This window comes from Mesorhizobium robiniae (assembly GCF_040545535.1).
In the GTDB taxonomy this organism is placed as follows: Bacteria; Pseudomonadota; Alphaproteobacteria; order Rhizobiales; family Rhizobiaceae; genus Mesorhizobium; species Mesorhizobium robiniae.
The window spans coordinates 1-17371 of the sequence record NZ_JBEPMC010000010.1; the positions used below are offsets into that span (position 1 = coordinate 1).

Sequence of the window (17371 nt, forward strand, 5' to 3'; positions counted from 1 at the left end):
CACCCGATACGACAAGCTCGCCAGGAACTTCCTTGCTGGCATCCTCCTCGCCGCCGCAATAACTTGGTGGCTCAATTGAGTCCGGACCCTAGTCTAAGACGAGCGAAAGTCTAAGACGGGCGAAAGTCCAAGACGGGCGAACCGCCGAGTGGCCGGCCCAGTTACGGTGTCTCGGGGCCGACACTTGAGCGCCAGCATCAACTTGCGACTGACTTGAAGCTGCGTATGAAGCGCTCCATCACATCGTCGACGTCCGCCATCGACAGGCAAAGCGGCGGGCACATCCTGATCACGTTCCTGTAGGGCCCGGACCGGCTCGCAACCAGGCCGTTGCGGCGCGTTTCCTCGAAAATCGCAAGGGTCGCCTCCGGTGCCGGCTCCTTCGTGGCACGATCCTTCACAAGTTCGATCGCCAGCATCAGGCCACGGCCTCTAATATCGCCGATAAGAGGGAAGTGGTTCTTGAGGTCTTCCAGTCTTGCCTTAAGTGCGGCGCCGACCGTTCGCGCATTCTCTTGGAGCCGCTCTTCACGGATGACCTTGAGCACCGCGCGCCCAGCGGCGCAGGCCACGGGATTGGCGCCGTAAGTGTGAAACAGAAATTTGTCCGCCATGGATTCGGCGACGTTTCGTTTGGCGATGACGGCGCCGAGCGGGATGCCGTTGCCGACCCCCTTGGCGACAACGACAATGTCGGGAACGACCCCATGGGATTCGAACGCCCAGAAGGCGTCGCCCGTTCGTGCGACACCGGACTGCACTTCGTCGACGATGCAGACACCGCCGGCTGCGCGGACGCGCTCGAAAGCCCCCGAGATGTAACCGTCAGGCATGGGCACGATACCGCCGTAACCCTGGACCGGTTCCACGATCATTCCGGCGATGCGGCCGCTGGTCGAACTGTCGATCGCACGCTGCACCTCGGCGAGGTAAGATTCAACACCCTGGCCATGGATGCCGCGATACTGGTTCGGCTCGGCAACGAACGCCACGCCTCCAAGCTGCGGGACGGGGTGGCGAAATCCTGAAATCCCGGTCACCGACTGGGCTCCGAAAGTCGCACCGTGATAGCTCGATGCGAGCGCCAGCATATCGATGTTGCCGGTATGCGAGCGCGCCATCAGCAAGGCGAGATCGATCGCTTCGGCGCCGCTGTTGGTGAAATGCACGACCCAATCCTGGCCGGCAGGCATCGTCGCGGCCAGCTCTTCGGCATATTGGGCGGGAACCGGATGGTAGAACATCGTCGTGCAATGCGTCAGTTCGGCCAGCTGTTCACTGGCGGCCTTGACGACCTGGGGATGGGCATGTCCGACCGAGATGCAAAGGTTCATGCCGAGCAGATCGATGTATTTCTGGTCCTTCTCATCCCAGACATACTGACCCTTGCCGCGCTTGATGATCAGCGGTTCCTTATAGGGGACGAACTTTCGCTGCGAGGCCGAATAAAAGCGGTTCCGTCGCTCGACGATGGCCTCGGTCGACCAGTCGACCTCCAGATCCGAATGAATGTGAGGAGCATTCATGCCCGCCCTCCTGCGTTGGAACTCGCGGAGATTGAACACCGAATGGGATGAGCACGCACCGGCAAAAGCCCCCATCAGGATAAATGATGGAGCCGATTAGTCGTGTGCCGCCGGACGGTCGACAACATAGCAGTCGGCGGGAAGGCCGGGGAGGCGAGTGCTGATGGCGTGTGTCAGGACCTCCGCCGTGCGCGCCGCGAAGGCTTCTGGAATATTACCCAGCTCACGCTCGCGCGCGACCAGCAGGATATTGCGCGACAGCCCGGTGAACGGCAGCGCGTGCACGTCGATCTCCATGCCTTCCGCCAATCCATCGATGAGCAGGGTTGGCGTCAGTATCGCAAAGCCCATGCCGGCCGCAACCGGCGCCATGACCACGCTGGAGCGGTCGCCCTCCATGGTGCGCGGGATCTCGATGCGCAGCCGGCTCAAATGCTGGTCGACCCGCAAGCCCACCGGCGTTTCGCGAGAAAATCGCACGAAGGCGAGCTTTTTTGAAAGCTTCACGATGTCGCCGACATCGCCAGCGAAGCCTTTCGGCGTCACCAGCAAAAACTTCTCAGTCATGATCGGATAGCGCGTGAGGCCTTCGATCTCGAACAACTCGCCGGACGTCACGGCAAGATCGGCGCGCCGGGCCCGCAGCAAAGCAACATGATCGGTCGCCAGGCCGGCAAACAGGCTGAGCTCGGGAATCACGAAGGTTTTGCGGGCGAGCACGGAAAGGGCTGGCGCCAACGTCGTTGCAATGGAGGCCAGAAGGGCGACGCGCAGCAACGGCAGCGGTGCTGCATTGACCCGGCGTGCGTCGGTGCGAAGACCCTCTACTTCGGCCAATATGACAATGGCGCGGCGATGCAGCGCAATGCCTGCCTTCGTCAGTTCGATCGGCCGCAGATTGCGATCGATCAGGCTGACGCCCAGCGCGGTCTCCAAATTCTTCAGATGCTGGGAAGCGGCCGATTGCGTTATGCCCAGCATCTGCGCCGCCTGGGTGACGTGCCTCGTCTCGACGACGGCGGCAAAAACCTCGATCGATCGAAACAGATTGAAATCGAAACTGCCGCTCTTCACCATCAACTCCGGTCCGCAGGGGCTTCATAAGTTTTCCTAATGTTGCAAAAAATCGGTTGAGTGCAAGGGGCTTGGCGGAAAAGATCGCGCCATTGCATCCAACAAAGGTAGCCCGGTCGGTGAATGACAGCGCACGCATCGTGATCATTGGCGGCGGCGTAATCGGTCTCGGAATAGCGTATCACCTCGCTGAACTCGGAGTGACCGATGTCGTCCTGCTGGAGCGCCACCAGCTGACCAGCGGCACATCCTGGCACGCAGCCGGGATCGTCGGCCCACTGCGCGCCAGCCTCAATCTCACGCGGCTGGCGCAGTATGCGACCGAGCTGTTTCCACGCCTGGAAGAAGCGACCGGCCAGGCGTCAGGCTACAGGCGGACAGGCGGTCTGTGGCTGGCGCGCCGGCCGGAGCGAATGGACGAGTTGAAGCGTATCGCCCATATGGGCGACGTCTGCGGCCTCACGGTTGGGATCCTCGACAAAGCATGTGTCGCGGAGCGCGTGCACGGCATCGTCCCCGACGGCATTGAGGGCGCACTGTGGGTCGCGGAAGACGGCCAGGCCAATCCGGTCGACATCTGCGCGGCCTATGCGAAAGGCGCCCGTTCGGCCGGCATTCGCATCCTGGAGGGGACTGCGTGCTCAGGCTTCGTAACGAAGAACGGTCGCGTCGCCGGCGTCAAGCTGGCTTCTGGTCTCACCATCGACTGCCAGGCGGTGGTGAATAGCGCCGGCGCGTGGGCGCGCGATATCGGCGCGCTTGCCGGCGTGCCTGTGCCATTGCAGGCCGTCGAGCACATGTATGTGGTGACGGAGCCGATTGCCGGCCTGCAGGACCCGTTTCCGATCGTGCGCGACCTCGACGAGGGCATCTACATCAAGGGTGACTCGGGAAAATTGGTCCTCGGCGGCTTCGAGCCGAACGCCAAGATCTTCGACGTGCGCGGGCCGGCGGGCGAGAGGCCTTTCCTCGAATTGCCGGAGGACTGGGACCAGTTCGAGCCCTTCATGTCGGCAGGTCTAAGGCTGCTCCCGGCATTGTCGGAGACCGGGATCAGACACTTCATGAATGGCCCGGAGAGCTTTACGCCCGACACGCGGCCGTTGATGGGCGAGTCGCCCTATCTGCGCGGCTTCTATGTCGCAGCCGGGTTCAATTCCACCGGTATGATGTCGTCGGCCGGCGCCGGCAAGGCCATGGCAGAATGGATCGTCGACGGTGAACCCGGCCTCGATCTGTGGGCGCTCGATATCGCGCGCTTCGACCGGTCTGCCGCGGCGCGGCCCTTTATAGGCGCCAGGATGGAAGAGGCTGTCGCCGATCTCTTCCGCATGCACTGGCCCTACAAACAGGCGACGGCCGGCCGCGATGTCAGGCGTTCGGCCTTCCACCGGACCTTCGCAGAGGCCGGCGCGGTGTTCGGCGCGCCGACAGGCTGGGAGCGGCCGCTCTGGTTCGGCGGGGCCGAGCGGGCGCTTGGCTATTCCGTTGGCGCGCAAAAATGGTGGGGTGCAGCCAAGGCGGAAGCCGGCCGCATGGCTCAAGGGGTCGGCCTGTTCGAACTGTCACCCTTCACCAAGTTAGACGTTTTCGGACGCGACGCGGCCAGGTTGATGCAGCGATTGTGCGCCAACGATGTCAACGTCGCCGAAGGCGGCGCCGTCTACACACAGATGCTCAACCGGCGCGGCGGCATTGAAGCCGACGTGACGGTTACGCGAGACGGGGAGGATAGGTTCCGCGTCATTTCCGGCGCGGCGACACGGCAGAAGGACCTTGCCTGGATCCAGCGCCATGCCCAGGATTTGGGCCTAGATGCCTCGGTCTTCGACGCGACATCGTCAGAAGCCGTGCTCGGCGTCATGGGGCCACGCTCGCGGGAGTTGCTCCAGAGCCTGACCGACGCCGATCTCTCGGACGCGGCTTTCCCATTTTCGACCTCTCGTCGCATCGACATCGGCATGGTCAATCTCCGGGCCACGCGCGTCTCCTTCGTCGGCGAACTTGGTTTCGAGCTCTACGTGCCCGTCGAATGTGCGGAAAGCCTGCTCGCCACGATCATCGAGGCAGGCGGCAGCTATGGCCTCGCTTTTTGCGGCCATTATGCGCTCGACGGCTGCCGCCTGGAAAAAGGCTATCGCCATTGGGGGCATGATATCGGGCCGAAGGACACGCCATTGGAAGCGGGCCTGTCTTTCGCCGTTTCCTGGATGAAAGATGATTTCATCGGCCGTGAAGCGCCGTTGGCGCAGAAGGCCGAGGGCGTGAGGCGGCGGCTGATGCATTTCGCAGTCGATGGTGCCAACCCGCTCCTTCTGCACGACGAGCCGATCTTTCGGGACGGTAAGCTGGCCGGATTGACGACGTCGGGCGGTCTCGGTTTTCGCACTGGCTTGAGCCTCAGCCTCGGCTACGTCGCCTGTGAGCCAGGCGAGACGAAGGCGCAGATGCTGGCGTCCGACTACGAGATCGCCGTGGCTGGCACGCGCTATACGCTCCGGGCGCTCGGCAAGCCGCCCTATGATCCAGCCGGAACACGAATGCGCGGACACGAGGAGAAGAATTCATGAGACAGCATGCCCGCGTTGTCGTTATCGGCGGCGGCGCCATGGGGGTTTCCCTGCTCTATCATCTCGCCAAGCGCGGCTGGAGCGACATCGTCCTCGTCGAGAAGCATGAGCTGACCGCCGGCTCCACCTGGCATGCGGCGGGGCTCTGCACGCATTTTGCCCATAATGCGACGATCATGGAGATGCGCGCGCATTCGGTGCGACTCTATCGTGAAATCCTGACCGCCGAAACAGGACTACCGACCGGTTTTCATGCGAGCGGCGCGCTGCGCATCACTCGCTCGCCGGACCGCATGGACGAATTCCGGCACGTGCAGGGCCTTGGCCGGTTCGTGGGGCATGATTTCCATATTTTGAGCCCCGGCGAACTCAAGGAAATCTATCCGCTCTGCCTGACGGAAGGAATTATCGGCGCGATCTACGAACCCAATGACGGCCATGTCGATCCAACGCTGGCGACCAATGCCATGGCGGCCGGAGCGCGCTCGCGAGGTGCCGAGATCGTCCGCCACAATGCGGTCCTGGCCATCGAACGGAAAGCATCCGGCGAGTGGCTCGTCCGCACGGCACAGGGCGACATCACCGCCGAGCACGTGGTGAATGCGGCCGGAACATGGTGCCGTGAGATCGGCGCCATGATGGGTCTCGACCTGCCCGTCGTGCCGATGCTGCACCAATATGTCGTCACCGATACGGTGAGCGAGATTGCGGATCGCATCGCGGCCGGCGCCAAGGAACTGCCGATTATCCGCGATCCGGAAGAAAGCTGGTACCTGCGCCAGGAGCGCGACGGCTATATCGTCGGCCCGTATGAGAGAGCCGCTCAGCCTTGGGCGGTCGACGGGGTGCCGCCCCAATTCGGCATGGAATTGCTGCCGCCCGATCTGGATCGCGTGGAACACATTATTGCGCTGGCGATGGAGCGCGTCCCGGCGCTCGCCAATGCAGGCATCAAGACGGTCGTCAACGGCCCGATCACCTTCACGCCGGATGCCAATCCGCTGGTCGGCCCAGCCTTCGGCCTCGCCAATGCCTGGCTGCTGACCGGCTCCAGCATGGGGGTCATGGAAGGCGGCGGTGCGGGCAGCTTTCTTGCCGACTGGATCGTCGACGGGGCGCCGCCGCGCGACGCGCTTGCCATCGATCCACGCCGCTTCGGCAATTATGCCGACCGGGATTACCGCCTCGACAAGGCGGTCGAAGGTTTCGGCCTGCAGTTCGGTATCCACTATCCCAATGAGGAACGCGAGGCCGGACGTCCGCGCCGCACGACACCAGCGCTCGAAATGCAGAAGAGCCAGGACGCAGTGCTCGGCGCTGCCTATGGCTGGGAGCGGCCGAACTGGTTCGCCGTTGACGGAGCCGATGCACCACTCACCTTTCGCCGGCCCGGCTGGTTCGATGCAGTGCGTGGCGAATGTCTTGCCGTGCGCGGCGGCGTCGGTGCAATCGACCTTTCGGCTTTTTCCAAGTTCGAGGTCGGCGGCGCTGGAGCCAGCGCGTTCATGGCCTCGCTTGGTGCTAACCGGCCGCCGGCGCGCCAGGGCCGCATCGGCCTCGTTCACGCGCTGACGCTAAAAGGCGGCGTGGCATCGGAATTCACGGTGACCCGTCTCAACGACGACTGGTTCTACCTGACCAGCGCAGCGTTGGCGGAGAGGCATGATGAGGACCTGCTAAGGTCGCGCGCCGCCGCCTTTGCCGACGTCACGATCGAAAACGTCACCGAAAGGCGCGGCGTGCTTGGCATCATGGGGCCTCGCGCACGCGACCTGCTCGAAACCGTGAGCGAGGCTGATCTGTCCAATTCGGCGTTTCCCTGGCTTTCCGCTCAGATCATGCGCGTGGCGGGCATCAAGACGGCTGCGCTCAGGGTGTCCTATGCCGGCGAGCTGGGATGGGAACTGCACGTCCAGCTTGCGCAGTTCGGCAAGCTCTACGATGCGATCACCAGAGCTGGCCGCCGTTTCGACCTGCGTCCGTTCGGCATCTATGCCTTGAACGCAATGCGGCTGGAGAAAGGCTATCGCGCCTGGGGCGCCGATCTGACGACAGAGCGTACGCCGATCGAGGCTGGACTGGGCGCCTTGGTCAAAGCTGACGGGCGAGCGTTCGTCGGCCGCGAGGCCTTGCTGGAGCGCATCGGCAAAGGCTCATGGACGATGGCGCTTCTCGACATCGACGATGACGGTGAAAGGCTGCCCTTCTACGCCCATGCGGTGATGCAGGCGGGCCGGCCGGTCGGCATCGTCACCTCCGGCGCCCACGGCTTCCGCACCGGCAAGACCTTGGCTCTGGCCTATCTGCGGCCCGGTATCTCGCCCGAAGGGCTGACCGTCTCGATCCTCGGTAAAGAACTGGTGGCGCGGGAACTCCGGGAAGCCGCTTACGATCCGGGCAATCTGCGGCTGCGCGGGGTTCACGCCGCCGAGCCGGTTGCCTTCACGCCTGCCTGACGTCGGAGAAGAAGATGGACAAGGACGCGACGACCACTACCGAAGCTCCCGCTCCGCGAACCGGGGGCAGGGCCGGAAGGCAGGGCCAGCGTGTCGCGCAGCAGGCGCCGCGCCGTCCCTTCATCAACCGCAGGATCGGTACCTTCAACATCCTCGACGAGGAAGGGTTGAGCCTGATCGAGGCGAACGCGGACCGGCTGCTCAAGGAGATCGGCATGGAGTTCCATGACGATCCCGAGATCCTCGACATCTTCCGCAATGCCGGCGCCGACGTGCAGGGCACGAGGGTGCGTTTCGAACCTGGCATGTGCCGCAAGATCGTCCGCGCCACCGCACCGTCCCAGTTCAAGCAGCATGCCCGCAATCCCACCAACACCGTCATGATCGGCGGCGACAACACCGTGCTGTGTCCATCCTGGGGGCCGCCTTTCGTCCACGATCTCGATCGCGGCCGCCGCTATGCCACGATCGCAGACTTTCGCGACCTGGTGAAGATCCACCATATGATCCCGTATCTGCACCACTCCGGCGGCGTCGTCTGCGAGCCCGTCGACCTGCCGGCCAACAAGCGCCACCTCGACATGCTTTACACGCACATCCGTCATTCGGACCGGCCCTTCATGGGAGCCTTCATCGGGTCCAGACGAGCGCAGGACGCGGTCGACATGGCGAAGATCGTCTTTGGCGATGAATTCGTCGCCAACAATGCCGTGCTCTACAACGTCGCCAACACCAATGCGCCGCTCGTGCTCGACGCCAACATGTCCGGCTCGCTGAAGGTCTACGCCCGCAACAACCAGCCGGTCGCCTGCACGCCGTGGACCCTTGCGGGCGCCATGAGCCCGTGCACGGTCGCCGGCACGCTTGCCCAGGTGCTTGCCGAGGCGCTCGCCTGTCTCTGCCTCGTGCAGCTGATCAACCCGGGGGCGCCGTGCCTGATGGGCAGCTTTGCCAGCACGATCTCGATGCAGAGCGGCGCCCCCACCTTCGGGACCCCGGAGGCCGCAAAGATGGTGCTTGCCTGCGGGCAATTGGCGCGTCGCGTCGGCGTGCCGTTCCATACTGTCGGCTCGCTGTCGGCCTCCAAGCTTCCCGACGCTCAGGCCGAACAGGAGGCGACCTGGGGCATACTGATGTCGATGTTTGCCGGCGCCAACGTCATCAATCACGCCACCGGCTGGCTGGAAGGTGGTCTCGTCACCGGCTTCGAGAAGACGATCATCGACGCCGACCTTTGCGGCAAGGTCGCCAGCCTGTTCGAAGGCATCGATCTTTCGGTCAACGCGCAGGCAATGGAGGCGATCGAAGCGGTTGGGCCCGGATCGCATTTCCTCGGCAGTGCGCATACCCAGGCCAATTTCCTCTCGGCCTTTTACCGATCCTCGACCAGCGACAACAATTCCTTCGAACAGTGGAACGAGGAAGGCAGGCTCGACGCCGCCCAACGGGCCAACCGGCAATGGAAACGGCTGCTCGACGAATACCAGGACCCGGGCCTCGATCCGGCGATCGACGAAGCGCTCCAGGCTTTTATTGCCGGCCGCAAGGCAAGCGAGCCTGATCAGGCCTATTTCTGAGTCCGTTTCCGCCCAAGGCATTTCATCACGGCGGCGCGCGCTTATGCGCTTCATCGTTTTTCCTAATGCGATGAAATTTGGGATGGATTGCCTGCGCGTTCCGCTAACCTGATGGATAGACTGAAAGAAATTCAGCGCAACTCGATTGGGGAACATCATGAAACATCTTCTCGAAACGGCTCTTGGCATCCTGCTTCTTGCGCCCGTCTCATCGGCACTCGCCGCTGATGTGACGATGCCCGACCCGAATTATGCCACCGCGACGGCGGTCATGAACGTCATCAAGAATGCGGCCGAGCAGGAACTGGGGCTCGAGGTTTCGACCGTGACCACCACGGCGGTTCCGGTGATCTGGGAAGCGATGGACCGTAACAAGGGCGAGGTCGACATCTGGCCGGATGTCTGGCTGCCGAACCAGCAGGGTCTCGTCGACAAATATGTTAAGGGTGCCGGGACCGTTAAGCTCGCGCAGAATGGCTACGAGGCCAAGCAGGGCTACTGCGTCACCCAGGTCACCGTCGACAAGCATGGCATCAAGGACGTCTCGGATCTCGCCAATCCGGACAATGCGAAGCTGTTCGATACCAACGGCGACGGCAAGGGCGAAATCTGGATCGGTGCATCGGGCTGGCAGTCGACCAACATCGAGAAGGTGCGGGCGCGAGACTATGGCTTTGCCGATTTTTTCGATCTTCAGTCGACGGATGAAGCAGTGGCGGCGGCTTCACTCGACCGTGCGGCAAAAGCCGACAAGCCATGGGTCGGCTATTGCTACAGTCCACATCAGAATTTCGCCCGCTACAAGCTCGCCTTCCTGACCGAGCCGAAACACGATCCAGCCAAGTTCGTGATACTGCAGCCAAGTGAGGACCCGCAATGGCTCGAAAAGTCGAAAGTGTCGTCCGCTTATGCTGACACGACGGTGCATGTCGCCTATTCTGCGTCGCTTTCGCAGCGGCAGCCGGACCTGACGGCCGCGCTGGATCGCATCAGCTTCAATCCGGACGACGTCAGCAAATGGGCCTATGCGATCATCGTCGACAAGAAAGCGGCCGACGAGGTGGCCAAGGAGTGGATCAAGGCTCACCCCGACGACGTCGCCAAGTGGTTCGGCCACTGATTGTTGCGCACCGCCGGTATAGCAGCCCCGGGTCATCTCTGCGGTCGTTCGATCGGCCGCATGTGACCTGGCTGGAGCGATAGCTGTGGACGCCGCACCGACTACCGGCATTGGTATGGCTAGGCCTTCGGAAAATGGCCTGCAGGCGGCCGCTGCTGCCATTGCCATGAAAGGTGTCTGGAAAGTCTTTGGCCTACGTGCGCCGGAGGCGATGGCGGCCATCCTCCGCGAGGGGCTCGACAAGGACGAAGTCGTCAAACGCTTCGGCTGCGTGGTGGGCGTGGCCGACGTCAGCATCTCTGTCGCGCCAGGTGAAATCTTCTGTGTGATGGGCTTGTCGGGCAGCGGGAAATCGACGCTTATCCGCCACATAAACCGTCTTCTCGAACCGTCGGCTGGTGAGATATTCGTCGACGGCGAAGATATCTTGGCCAAAACGCCAGCCGAATTGCGGGCGCTGCGGTCCCGCAAGATCGGCATGGTATTCCAAAGCTTCGGCCTGCTGCCGCATCGGACCGTTCGTGACAATGTCGCTCTGCCCCTGGAGATCCAGGCGGCAAACAAGCAACGACGCTTCGATGTTGCCGAGGCCGCGCTCGCCAAGGTCAACCTTGCAGGCTGGGGCGACCGCTATTGCCATGAACTATCCGGTGGTATGCAGCAGCGCGTCGGCCTGGCCCGCGCCTTGGCGGCAGATTCGGCGATCCTTCTGATGGACGAGCCATTCAGCGCCTTGGACCCGTTGATCAGGCGGCAGCTTCAAGACGAGTTCCTGGCGCTGTCGCGCTCAATGGGCAAGACGGTGGTGTTCATCACCCACGATCTCGACGAGGCGATCCGGATCGGCGACCGCATCGCCATCATGAAGGATGGCGTCATCATCCAGATCGATACGCCCGAGGAGATCGTAACCAACCCCAAGCACGACTACGTCGCGAAATTCGTCGCCGACATTTCGCGCCTCAAGGTGATTACCGCCGGTCGCGTCATGGAACCGGTCGAGGATTTCAGCGCGCGGGATTCTCTGGATATCAGGCGATTGCGGAAAGTGGCTTCGCAGGAACCGCTTGCGGAACTTATCGAACTCGCAGCGCAGGATGCCGCTCCGCTCGCGGTGACCGACGGCGATGGGGTCGTCGTCGGCATCGTCGACAGACAGGCACTTCTCCAAGGTCTGAGAAAGGGCGGCCCATCGTGAACGCCCATAATCACGTTTCCGAACCGTCGGTCGAGCAGCATCGACGCGCAGAAGATGACCTTGTCCGGGAATTTGCCGTTCAAAATCCGGCCTATTACGTCGACGCGTTCGCCCGCATCAGACGCGCCTCCAAATCCGTCTGGCCGTTCAACACCGCAGCGGCGCTGCTCGGGCCGGTCTGGGCCGCTGCCCGCGGCACCATGGTGCTGTTCTGGATTGCCTTTTTCCTTGAGATGCTTGCGGTGGTTCAGATCGGCGTCGGCGCGGTGGGCAATCTCGGCACGGCAGAACAGGCGCGTGCCGAACGGCTCACCAAACAGGCCGAAGCGCGCGCCGAACAGGCCAAGGCCGCTGAGGCGGCGGGAGCCGACAATGCGAGAGGTTTGAAATCGTCTGCGGCGGCTTTGCAGAAGGCTGCGAACAACGCCAGGCTGCAGGCCGATACCGCAAAGACCAAGGCGCCGCTGCTGATCGCTTCGGGTCTCGTCACTCTACTTTTCGCCAAGCTTCTTACCGGATTTCTCGCGAACCGAATGCTCGAGCGACGGTTCGCCCGGTGGCGATCATTCCCAGCACTGCGGCACGGGCTCGACTACCCGCTGGCGGCATGCGCTTTCGTCTTCTGTGTGCTGGCTTATGGGGTTTCGGCTTATCGTTTCGCTGCGGCGGCCCCGGCCGCATGGCTGACGGTTGCTCCCTCCAACCGCGACTGGCAGGCTGCCCTGTCATCCAGCCTGGACGGCCTGATGGAGGGCGTTTCGCATGTCGGCGAAGGATTCTTCGGCGCCATTACCGGGGCGATATCCCTGGTGCTCGACGGTTTTGCCTATGCGCTGACGGGAACGCCCTGGCCAGTGACAATGGCCATCATCCTTATCCTGTCCTGGCAACTGGCGGGACCGCGCGTCGCTATCTTCACTGCTGCCGCGCTCGCCTATCTCGCGGTGCTCGGCTTTTGGGAAAAGAGCCTCGAAACAGTGGCTTTGCTGGGCACAGCGGCAATTCTCTGCCTGGCAATCGGCATCCCGCTCGGCATCTGGTGCGGACGCCGCCCGCGCGTCTACACCGCTTTGCGGCCGGTACTCGACTTCATGCAGACCATGCCCGCCTTCGTCTACCTAATCCCGGTGATTGCTTTGTTCGGCATCGGCAAGCCACCGGGTGTGATCGCCACGCTGATCTTCGGCACGCCGCCGGTGGTCCGCTTGACCGCGCTTGGGCTGCAGGGCGTTCCACCAGCGATCCGCGAAGCTGCGCAAGCCTATGGCGCCACAAAATGGTTTCTATTGACGCGGGTCGACCTGCCGCTTGCGATGCCTTCGATCATGGCCGGTATCAACCAGACCATACTGATGTGCCTTTCGATGGTGGTCATCGCCTCGCTGATCGGCGCAAAAGGGCTAGGTGAGGATGTCCTGAATGCCCTTCAATATGCTGCGGTGGGGCAGGGACTGCTGGCGGGCTTCGCCATTCTGCTCTGCGCCATGATCATCGATCGTATCGTGCAGGGAAAATCCAGGTAGCGACGGCCTGACCCCTGCGACCATGCGGCAGAGCGCTCCGGCCTGATCCCGGACCAGTGCCATCGCTGCAGACGCTCATCCTCTTTTCCTCAGGCGGTCACGTAGACGCTGTCGGCCTCAATGGTGACTGGAAATGTGCGTGCGCGTACGGAGGGGTTGACCAATGCCGTGCCGGACTTGATATCGAATTCCCAGCCATGCCAGGCACAGCGTACGATCTCGTTCTCGCGATGGTAGATGAATTCCGCCAGGTCGACGGGCGCGGTGGTCCCGCATTGTGGCCCTTCGCAGAGCGGAGCGCCGCGGTGTGGACAAACGTTCAGTAGCGCGTGGAATGAATCTCCGACGCGGAAAACTCCGACCGAAAAGCTGCGGATCTTGGCGATGTAGGGCGATCCGATCTCGATCTCATCGACGCGGCAAACATATGTCTTCTGGGCCATCGTCTGCTCCCGTCAGGCGGCGTTCGCGGCTTGCGCGCGCGGGATGCGTTTATAGACCTCGAGGGCGTTCAGCCCCATGACCTTGCTCTTCCAGGCGGGCGGGATTTGCAGCGTGTTGGCGTCGTCGTAATCCCAGTGCGGATAGTCAGATGCAAACATCAGCGTATTCTCGCCGTCCATCGCTTCGAGAGTGGACCAGAGGTGCTGAATGTTCGCCGGCTGCTCGAGCGGCTGCGTGGAAAAGCGAATGTTGCGCCGGCAGTATTCCGACGGCAGCATCTTCAGCCATGGCGTCTCCTTGCGCAGTGCTTTGTAGTCGGCGTCCAGGCGCCACAAAACAGAGGGCACCCAAGCCACGCCGCATTCGACGATCACGAAATAGAGATCCGGCCATTTCTCGAAGACGCCATGCGCGATCATGCTGGCGACATGCGACATTGCCGACATGTGCAGGATGGCATGGGTCTCCCAGAAGAACGTGGTCGGGGCTGGAGCAATGGCGGTTGAATTCACCCCACCATGGCCGCCAAGGTGAATGGCGAAGGGAAGCCCGACTTCGGCGCAGGCTTCGTAGATTGGATGATAAAACGTGTCGCCATACGGCTTGACCGAACCTTGCGAGGCAAGAACCTGGACCATGCGCGGATGATTGCCCAGGCGGCGTATCTCGGCAGCCGCGAGCTTTGGGTCCTGTGGTGCGATGATGATCGAGCCCATGAAGCGCTTGTCCTTGGGCAGCCACTGGTCGATCTGATAGTCGTTATAGGCGCTGACGAGGGCGCTGGCGTAGTAGGGATTGGCGAGGGTTGACGCCTCTATCGGCTCATCGCCGGTCAGGATCGCCACGTCGACATTGTATTTGTCGAGATGCTTCTCCTTCATGATGAGATAATTGTCGGCCTCGGTCTTCGGACGGACGTCCTTGCGGGAGAAGTCCTGCGGATGGAACCAGGGGCGATGGCCATGCGGAAACGCGCCGACGGGACCGGTCTTCTCGCCCTCGAGGAACATGTCTTTCCACAAGCCGGAAAGGTAGGGCTCCAGTACGGTAGCGCTCGACCAGTAATTGTGACAATCGCAATCGACTAGGAACACGTTGTTCTCTCCGTGAATTCATCCCGGTCGACGGCGCCGACCGATCTTCCGATGCAGCTTCCGCCTTGAGTATCGTTTGATCAAGCTTATGATCCAGCAGATATGATCGCTTTTTTCGATTGGAGGGCGCGTGCAGCTGGATCAGATCGAGACCTTTCTCGACATTGTCGAGTCGCGAAATTTCAATCGCACCGCCGATCGCCTGGGCTTGACCCAATCGACAATCAGCGCCCGCATCAAGAACCTGGAGAGCGCAATCGGTTCCGAACTCTTCCAGCGCGGCCGCGCTGGCGCTGAGCCGACCGCTGCAGGACGCCGGTTCGAAGCCTACGCTCGGTCAATGCTCTCGACCTGGTCGCAAGCCCGCCACGACGTCCGGGCGTTCAACCGTTTCGAGGGTACCTTGCGCATCGCCGCGCAGGTGGGCATGACGCGCTCGGTTCTGCCGGGATGGGTCGAGTCGCTATGTCAGGCGCTTCCGAAATCTTCGATTCACGTCGAGTCCGACTATTCCAATCAGATGGTCAGCGACTTGAGCATGGGAAACCTGGACATAGCGGTGCTTTACGCGCCCCGCTATCTGCCTGAGATCGCCTATGAGCATCTGATGGTCGAGGACTATGTCATGGTTTCAACGACCGCCAGAACGCTCTCGGAGGTAGACTCCGAAACCTATATTCGCCCCGGCTATACGGTGTTGCTGGAGAAAACCCACGCCGAACTGCTCACCGATCTGGCGATCTGCCGGCTTTCGATGGGATCGGAAACCCTAGCCGAGATGATGCTGCGCCGGACCGGCGGCACCTGCTACATGCGCAGCGACGATGCGCGCAGGTTCACCATCGAACGCCCGTCATTTATCGTCGAAGGAGCTCCGACGTTGCACCAACCGGTACACACGGCCATATTGGCGCGCCGCAAGCACGAACCGATCATTCGCAAGGGAATCCGAGCCCTTCAGGTCGCGGTGATGTCGCTGGACGTTTAATCGAATCAATCGATAATCAATGCCCGCCGACCTGCCCACGCTGCTTCGGTGCGTATCCCTGCTCACGCGGTGGACGAGGGCGCGTAGCGGCTGCCCAGCGAATAGCGGCTGCCGACATAGGTGAGCTTGTTGACGGTGGCGACCGCCGCGCCCGACCAGGTCCGCCGATGCAGAAGCAGGCAGGGGTCGCCGGGCCGGATCATCAAATGGCGGGCAGCCATCTCTTCTGCGGCGACGGCCGAGATCACGTGCTCGACTTCCGTCAGCGGCGTCGCCCGCTGCAGATAGTCGTAGGTGGTGGTCGCAACAAAATTTTGCCGGTGATAGTCCGGTGCTAAAGCCGGATTGACGAAACGCTCCTCGAGCTGGACGGGCACTTCGTCCTCGAAATGCACGATGATCGAGTGAGCGACCGGCCTGCGGCGCGTGAACTCGAAGGCGACGACGAGGTCCAGTGCCGGGTTGCGGATCTTCTCGAGCACGACGACCTCGGCCCTGTGGCGTGCGCCGCGCGCGGCGATCTCGCCGGCGATGTTCCTGATTTCGATAAGCGCGGATTGCGGTTTCGGCGGCGCCACGAAGGTGCCTACGCCCTGGATGCGCAGGAGGTGGCCTTCCGAGGTCAGTTCCCTCAGCGCCCGGTGCACGGTCATGCGCGAGACGCCGAGCGTGCTGACCAACTCGTTCTCGGAAGGCAGCCTCCGGTCCCTCGGCCATTTGCCGCTGCCGATGTTGCCGAGCACGTAGTCCTTGACCTTTCCGTAGAGCGGCCCGGCGGTTTCGGGAAGCTTGATCATTGCCCGGCCTCCATTCGGACGATGGTCTTCAGGCCGCCGCTCGCGCCTGCGATCAGGCGCTGGTAGGCGTCGGGAATTTCGCCGATCGCGATCTCCTCGGCCACGAAGCGCGACAATTCGGGGGCGAGATCGCCAAGCATCGCGACGGCCGGCGCAAGCTCGTCGGCGAAGGCATGGCAGCCGACCAGCGCGATTTCACGCTCGACCAGCAGGTTGGGGTCGAGGTCGAGGCGGCCATGCGAAATGCCGACCAGCGCCAGTGCGCCACCGCCGGCCAAAAGGTCGAGCAGCCGCGCCATGACCGCCACGCTGCCCGTCGCATCGATGGCATGACGCAGGTTTGGATCGCGGGGCAGGGCATCCAGGTCGACGACGGTCGCCCCGCTCACCTCGGCCACAAGATCCGCACGCGCCGCATTGCGGTCGGCGACGAGGACCGATCCCTCGCTGCGCCGCGACAAGAGCAGCGCAGCCAGCCCGCCGATCGGGCCGCAACCGGCGACAAGCACCGGCGCGGCGGCAGGCGGCGACAGCCGCCGCACGGCATGCAGGGCGACCGCCAGCGGCTCCGCCATGGCGGCGATTGCCGGGTCGAGCGCGGGATCGTGGCGCAAGAGCAGCCGCGCCGGCAGTTCCGTCTCTTCGGCGAAGCCGCCGTCGCAGACCTCGCCTACAAAGCCCAGTCTGGCACAGACATTATGCAGGCCGGCCCGGCAGGCAGGACATTCGCCGCACCAGAAACGCGAATCGGCGACGACCCGGTCTCCGCGCGCCAATTGGGTCACCCCGGCGCCCACGGCGGTCACTTCGCCGGCGAACTCATGCCCGGCGATGCTCGGCGCCCGGCTGATCCACTGACCGGTGCGGAAGTTGTGGAGATCGGAGCCGCAGATACCGGCGGCCGTCACTTTGAGGCGCACCCAGCCAGGCGCTGGTTCGCCCGGAGATGGCACGTCCTCAACCCGCAAATCACCCGTCGCATGGAGTCTGGCCGCCTTCATCGT

General features: G+C 62.8%; 13 protein-coding genes. 7 read left to right on the forward strand and 6 right to left on the reverse strand.

Going from position 1 to position 17371, the window contains the following annotated elements; all coding sequences use genetic code 11:
* Nucleotides 1–197 precede the first annotated feature (197 nt).
* Together ABID19_RS24620 and ABID19_RS24625 are read right to left on the reverse strand one after the other, a co-directional pair.
* Nucleotides 198–1526, reverse strand: coding sequence for an aspartate aminotransferase family protein (locus ABID19_RS24620; protein WP_354493502.1), 1329 nt, complete (start codon nt 1524–1526; stop codon nt 198–200).
* A 96-nt stretch (nt 1527–1622) separates the two neighbouring features.
* Entirely contained in the window at nt 1623–2600 is a 978-nt protein-coding gene (locus tag ABID19_RS24625; protein ID WP_354493503.1) for a LysR family transcriptional regulator, read from the reverse strand.
* A gap of 119 nt (nt 2601–2719) precedes the next feature.
* On the opposite strand from ABID19_RS24625, the gene ABID19_RS24630 reads away from it, so the two are divergent.
* From ABID19_RS24630 to ABID19_RS24655, 6 genes are all read left to right on the forward strand, one after another.
* Entirely contained in the window at nt 2720–5170 is a 2451-nt protein-coding gene (locus tag ABID19_RS24630) for a GcvT family protein (protein ID WP_354493504.1), read from the forward strand.
* On the forward strand, nt 5167–7626 hold the full coding sequence (locus tag ABID19_RS24635) for a GcvT family protein (RefSeq protein WP_354493505.1): 2460 nt from the start codon (nt 5167–5169) through the stop codon (nt 7624–7626). The genes ABID19_RS24630 and ABID19_RS24635 overlap by 4 nt, the downstream gene beginning before the upstream one ends.
* Nucleotides 7627–7640: 14 nt before the next feature.
* Nucleotides 7641–9203, forward strand: coding sequence for a trimethylamine methyltransferase family protein (locus tag ABID19_RS24640; protein WP_354493506.1), 1563 nt, complete (start codon nt 7641–7643; stop codon nt 9201–9203).
* Nucleotides 9204–9360: 157 nt separating this feature from the next.
* Nucleotides 9361–10323, forward strand: coding sequence for an ABC transporter substrate-binding protein (locus ABID19_RS24645; RefSeq protein WP_354493507.1), 963 nt, complete (start codon nt 9361–9363; stop codon nt 10321–10323).
* A gap of 115 nt (nt 10324–10438) precedes the next feature.
* A complete protein-coding gene (locus tag ABID19_RS24650) occupies nt 10439–11521 on the forward strand; it encodes a quaternary amine ABC transporter ATP-binding protein (protein WP_435528773.1) in 1083 nt (360 codons plus the stop codon).
* Nucleotides 11518–13044 (forward strand): ABC transporter permease, encoded by a 1527-nt coding sequence (locus ABID19_RS24655; protein WP_354493509.1) that lies wholly within the window; start codon nt 11518–11520, stop codon nt 13042–13044. Before ABID19_RS24650 ends, ABID19_RS24655 begins: the two co-directional genes overlap by 4 nt.
* 89 nt (nt 13045–13133) lie before the next feature.
* On the opposite strand, the gene ABID19_RS24660 is transcribed toward ABID19_RS24655, so the two are convergent.
* Entirely contained in the window at nt 13134–13487 is a 354-nt protein-coding gene (locus ABID19_RS24660; protein WP_354493510.1) for a Rieske (2Fe-2S) protein, read from the reverse strand.
* Between the two features lie 12 nt (nt 13488–13499).
* Nucleotides 13500–14582 (reverse strand): amidohydrolase family protein, encoded by a 1083-nt coding sequence (locus tag ABID19_RS24665; protein WP_354493511.1) that lies wholly within the window; start codon nt 14580–14582, stop codon nt 13500–13502.
* A gap of 130 nt (nt 14583–14712) precedes the next feature.
* Here ABID19_RS24665 and ABID19_RS24670 point away from each other — a divergent pair, with 130 nt between their 5' ends.
* On the forward strand, nt 14713–15570 hold the full coding sequence (locus ABID19_RS24670; protein WP_354493512.1) for a LysR family transcriptional regulator: 858 nt from the start codon (nt 14713–14715) through the stop codon (nt 15568–15570).
* Nucleotides 15571–15632: 62 nt separating this feature from the next.
* Here ABID19_RS24670 and hutC read toward each other — a convergent pair whose 3' ends face one another.
* Both hutC and ABID19_RS24680 read right to left on the reverse strand, forming a co-directional pair.
* Nucleotides 15633–16367: a histidine utilization repressor gene (gene hutC / locus ABID19_RS24675; protein WP_354493513.1), complete on the reverse strand. Its 735-nt coding sequence runs from the start codon at nt 16365–16367 to the stop codon at nt 15633–15635.
* Nucleotides 16364–17368, reverse strand: a complete 1005-nt coding sequence (locus tag ABID19_RS24680; protein ID WP_354493514.1) for a zinc-dependent alcohol dehydrogenase — start codon at nt 17366–17368, stop codon at nt 16364–16366. The genes hutC and ABID19_RS24680 overlap by 4 nt, the downstream gene beginning before the upstream one ends.
* Nucleotides 17369–17371 lie beyond the last annotated feature (3 nt).

Excerpts from the sequence above, each read along its gene's own strand:
- ABID19_RS24620 (WP_354493502.1), bottom strand. The coding sequence starts at position 1,526 with ATGAATGCTCCTCACATTCATTCGGATCTGGAGGTCGACTGGTCGACC.
- ABID19_RS24635 (WP_354493505.1), top strand. The coding sequence starts at position 5,167 with ATGAGACAGCATGCCCGCGTTGTCGTTATCGGCGGCGGCGCCATGGGG.
- ABID19_RS24640 (WP_354493506.1), top strand. The coding sequence starts at position 7,641 with ATGGACAAGGACGCGACGACCACTACCGAAGCTCCCGCTCCGCGAACC.
- ABID19_RS24645 (WP_354493507.1), top strand. The coding sequence starts at position 9,361 with ATGAAACATCTTCTCGAAACGGCTCTTGGCATCCTGCTTCTTGCGCCC.
- ABID19_RS24650 (WP_435528773.1), top strand. The coding sequence starts at position 10,439 with ATGGCTAGGCCTTCGGAAAATGGCCTGCAGGCGGCCGCTGCTGCCATT.
- ABID19_RS24660 (WP_354493510.1), bottom strand. The coding sequence starts at position 13,487 with ATGGCCCAGAAGACATATGTTTGCCGCGTCGATGAGATCGAGATCGGA.
- hutC (WP_354493513.1), bottom strand. The coding sequence starts at position 16,367 with ATGATCAAGCTTCCCGAAACCGCCGGGCCGCTCTACGGAAAGGTCAAG.
- ABID19_RS24680 (WP_354493514.1), bottom strand. The coding sequence starts at position 17,368 with ATGAAGGCGGCCAGACTCCATGCGACGGGTGATTTGCGGGTTGAGGAC.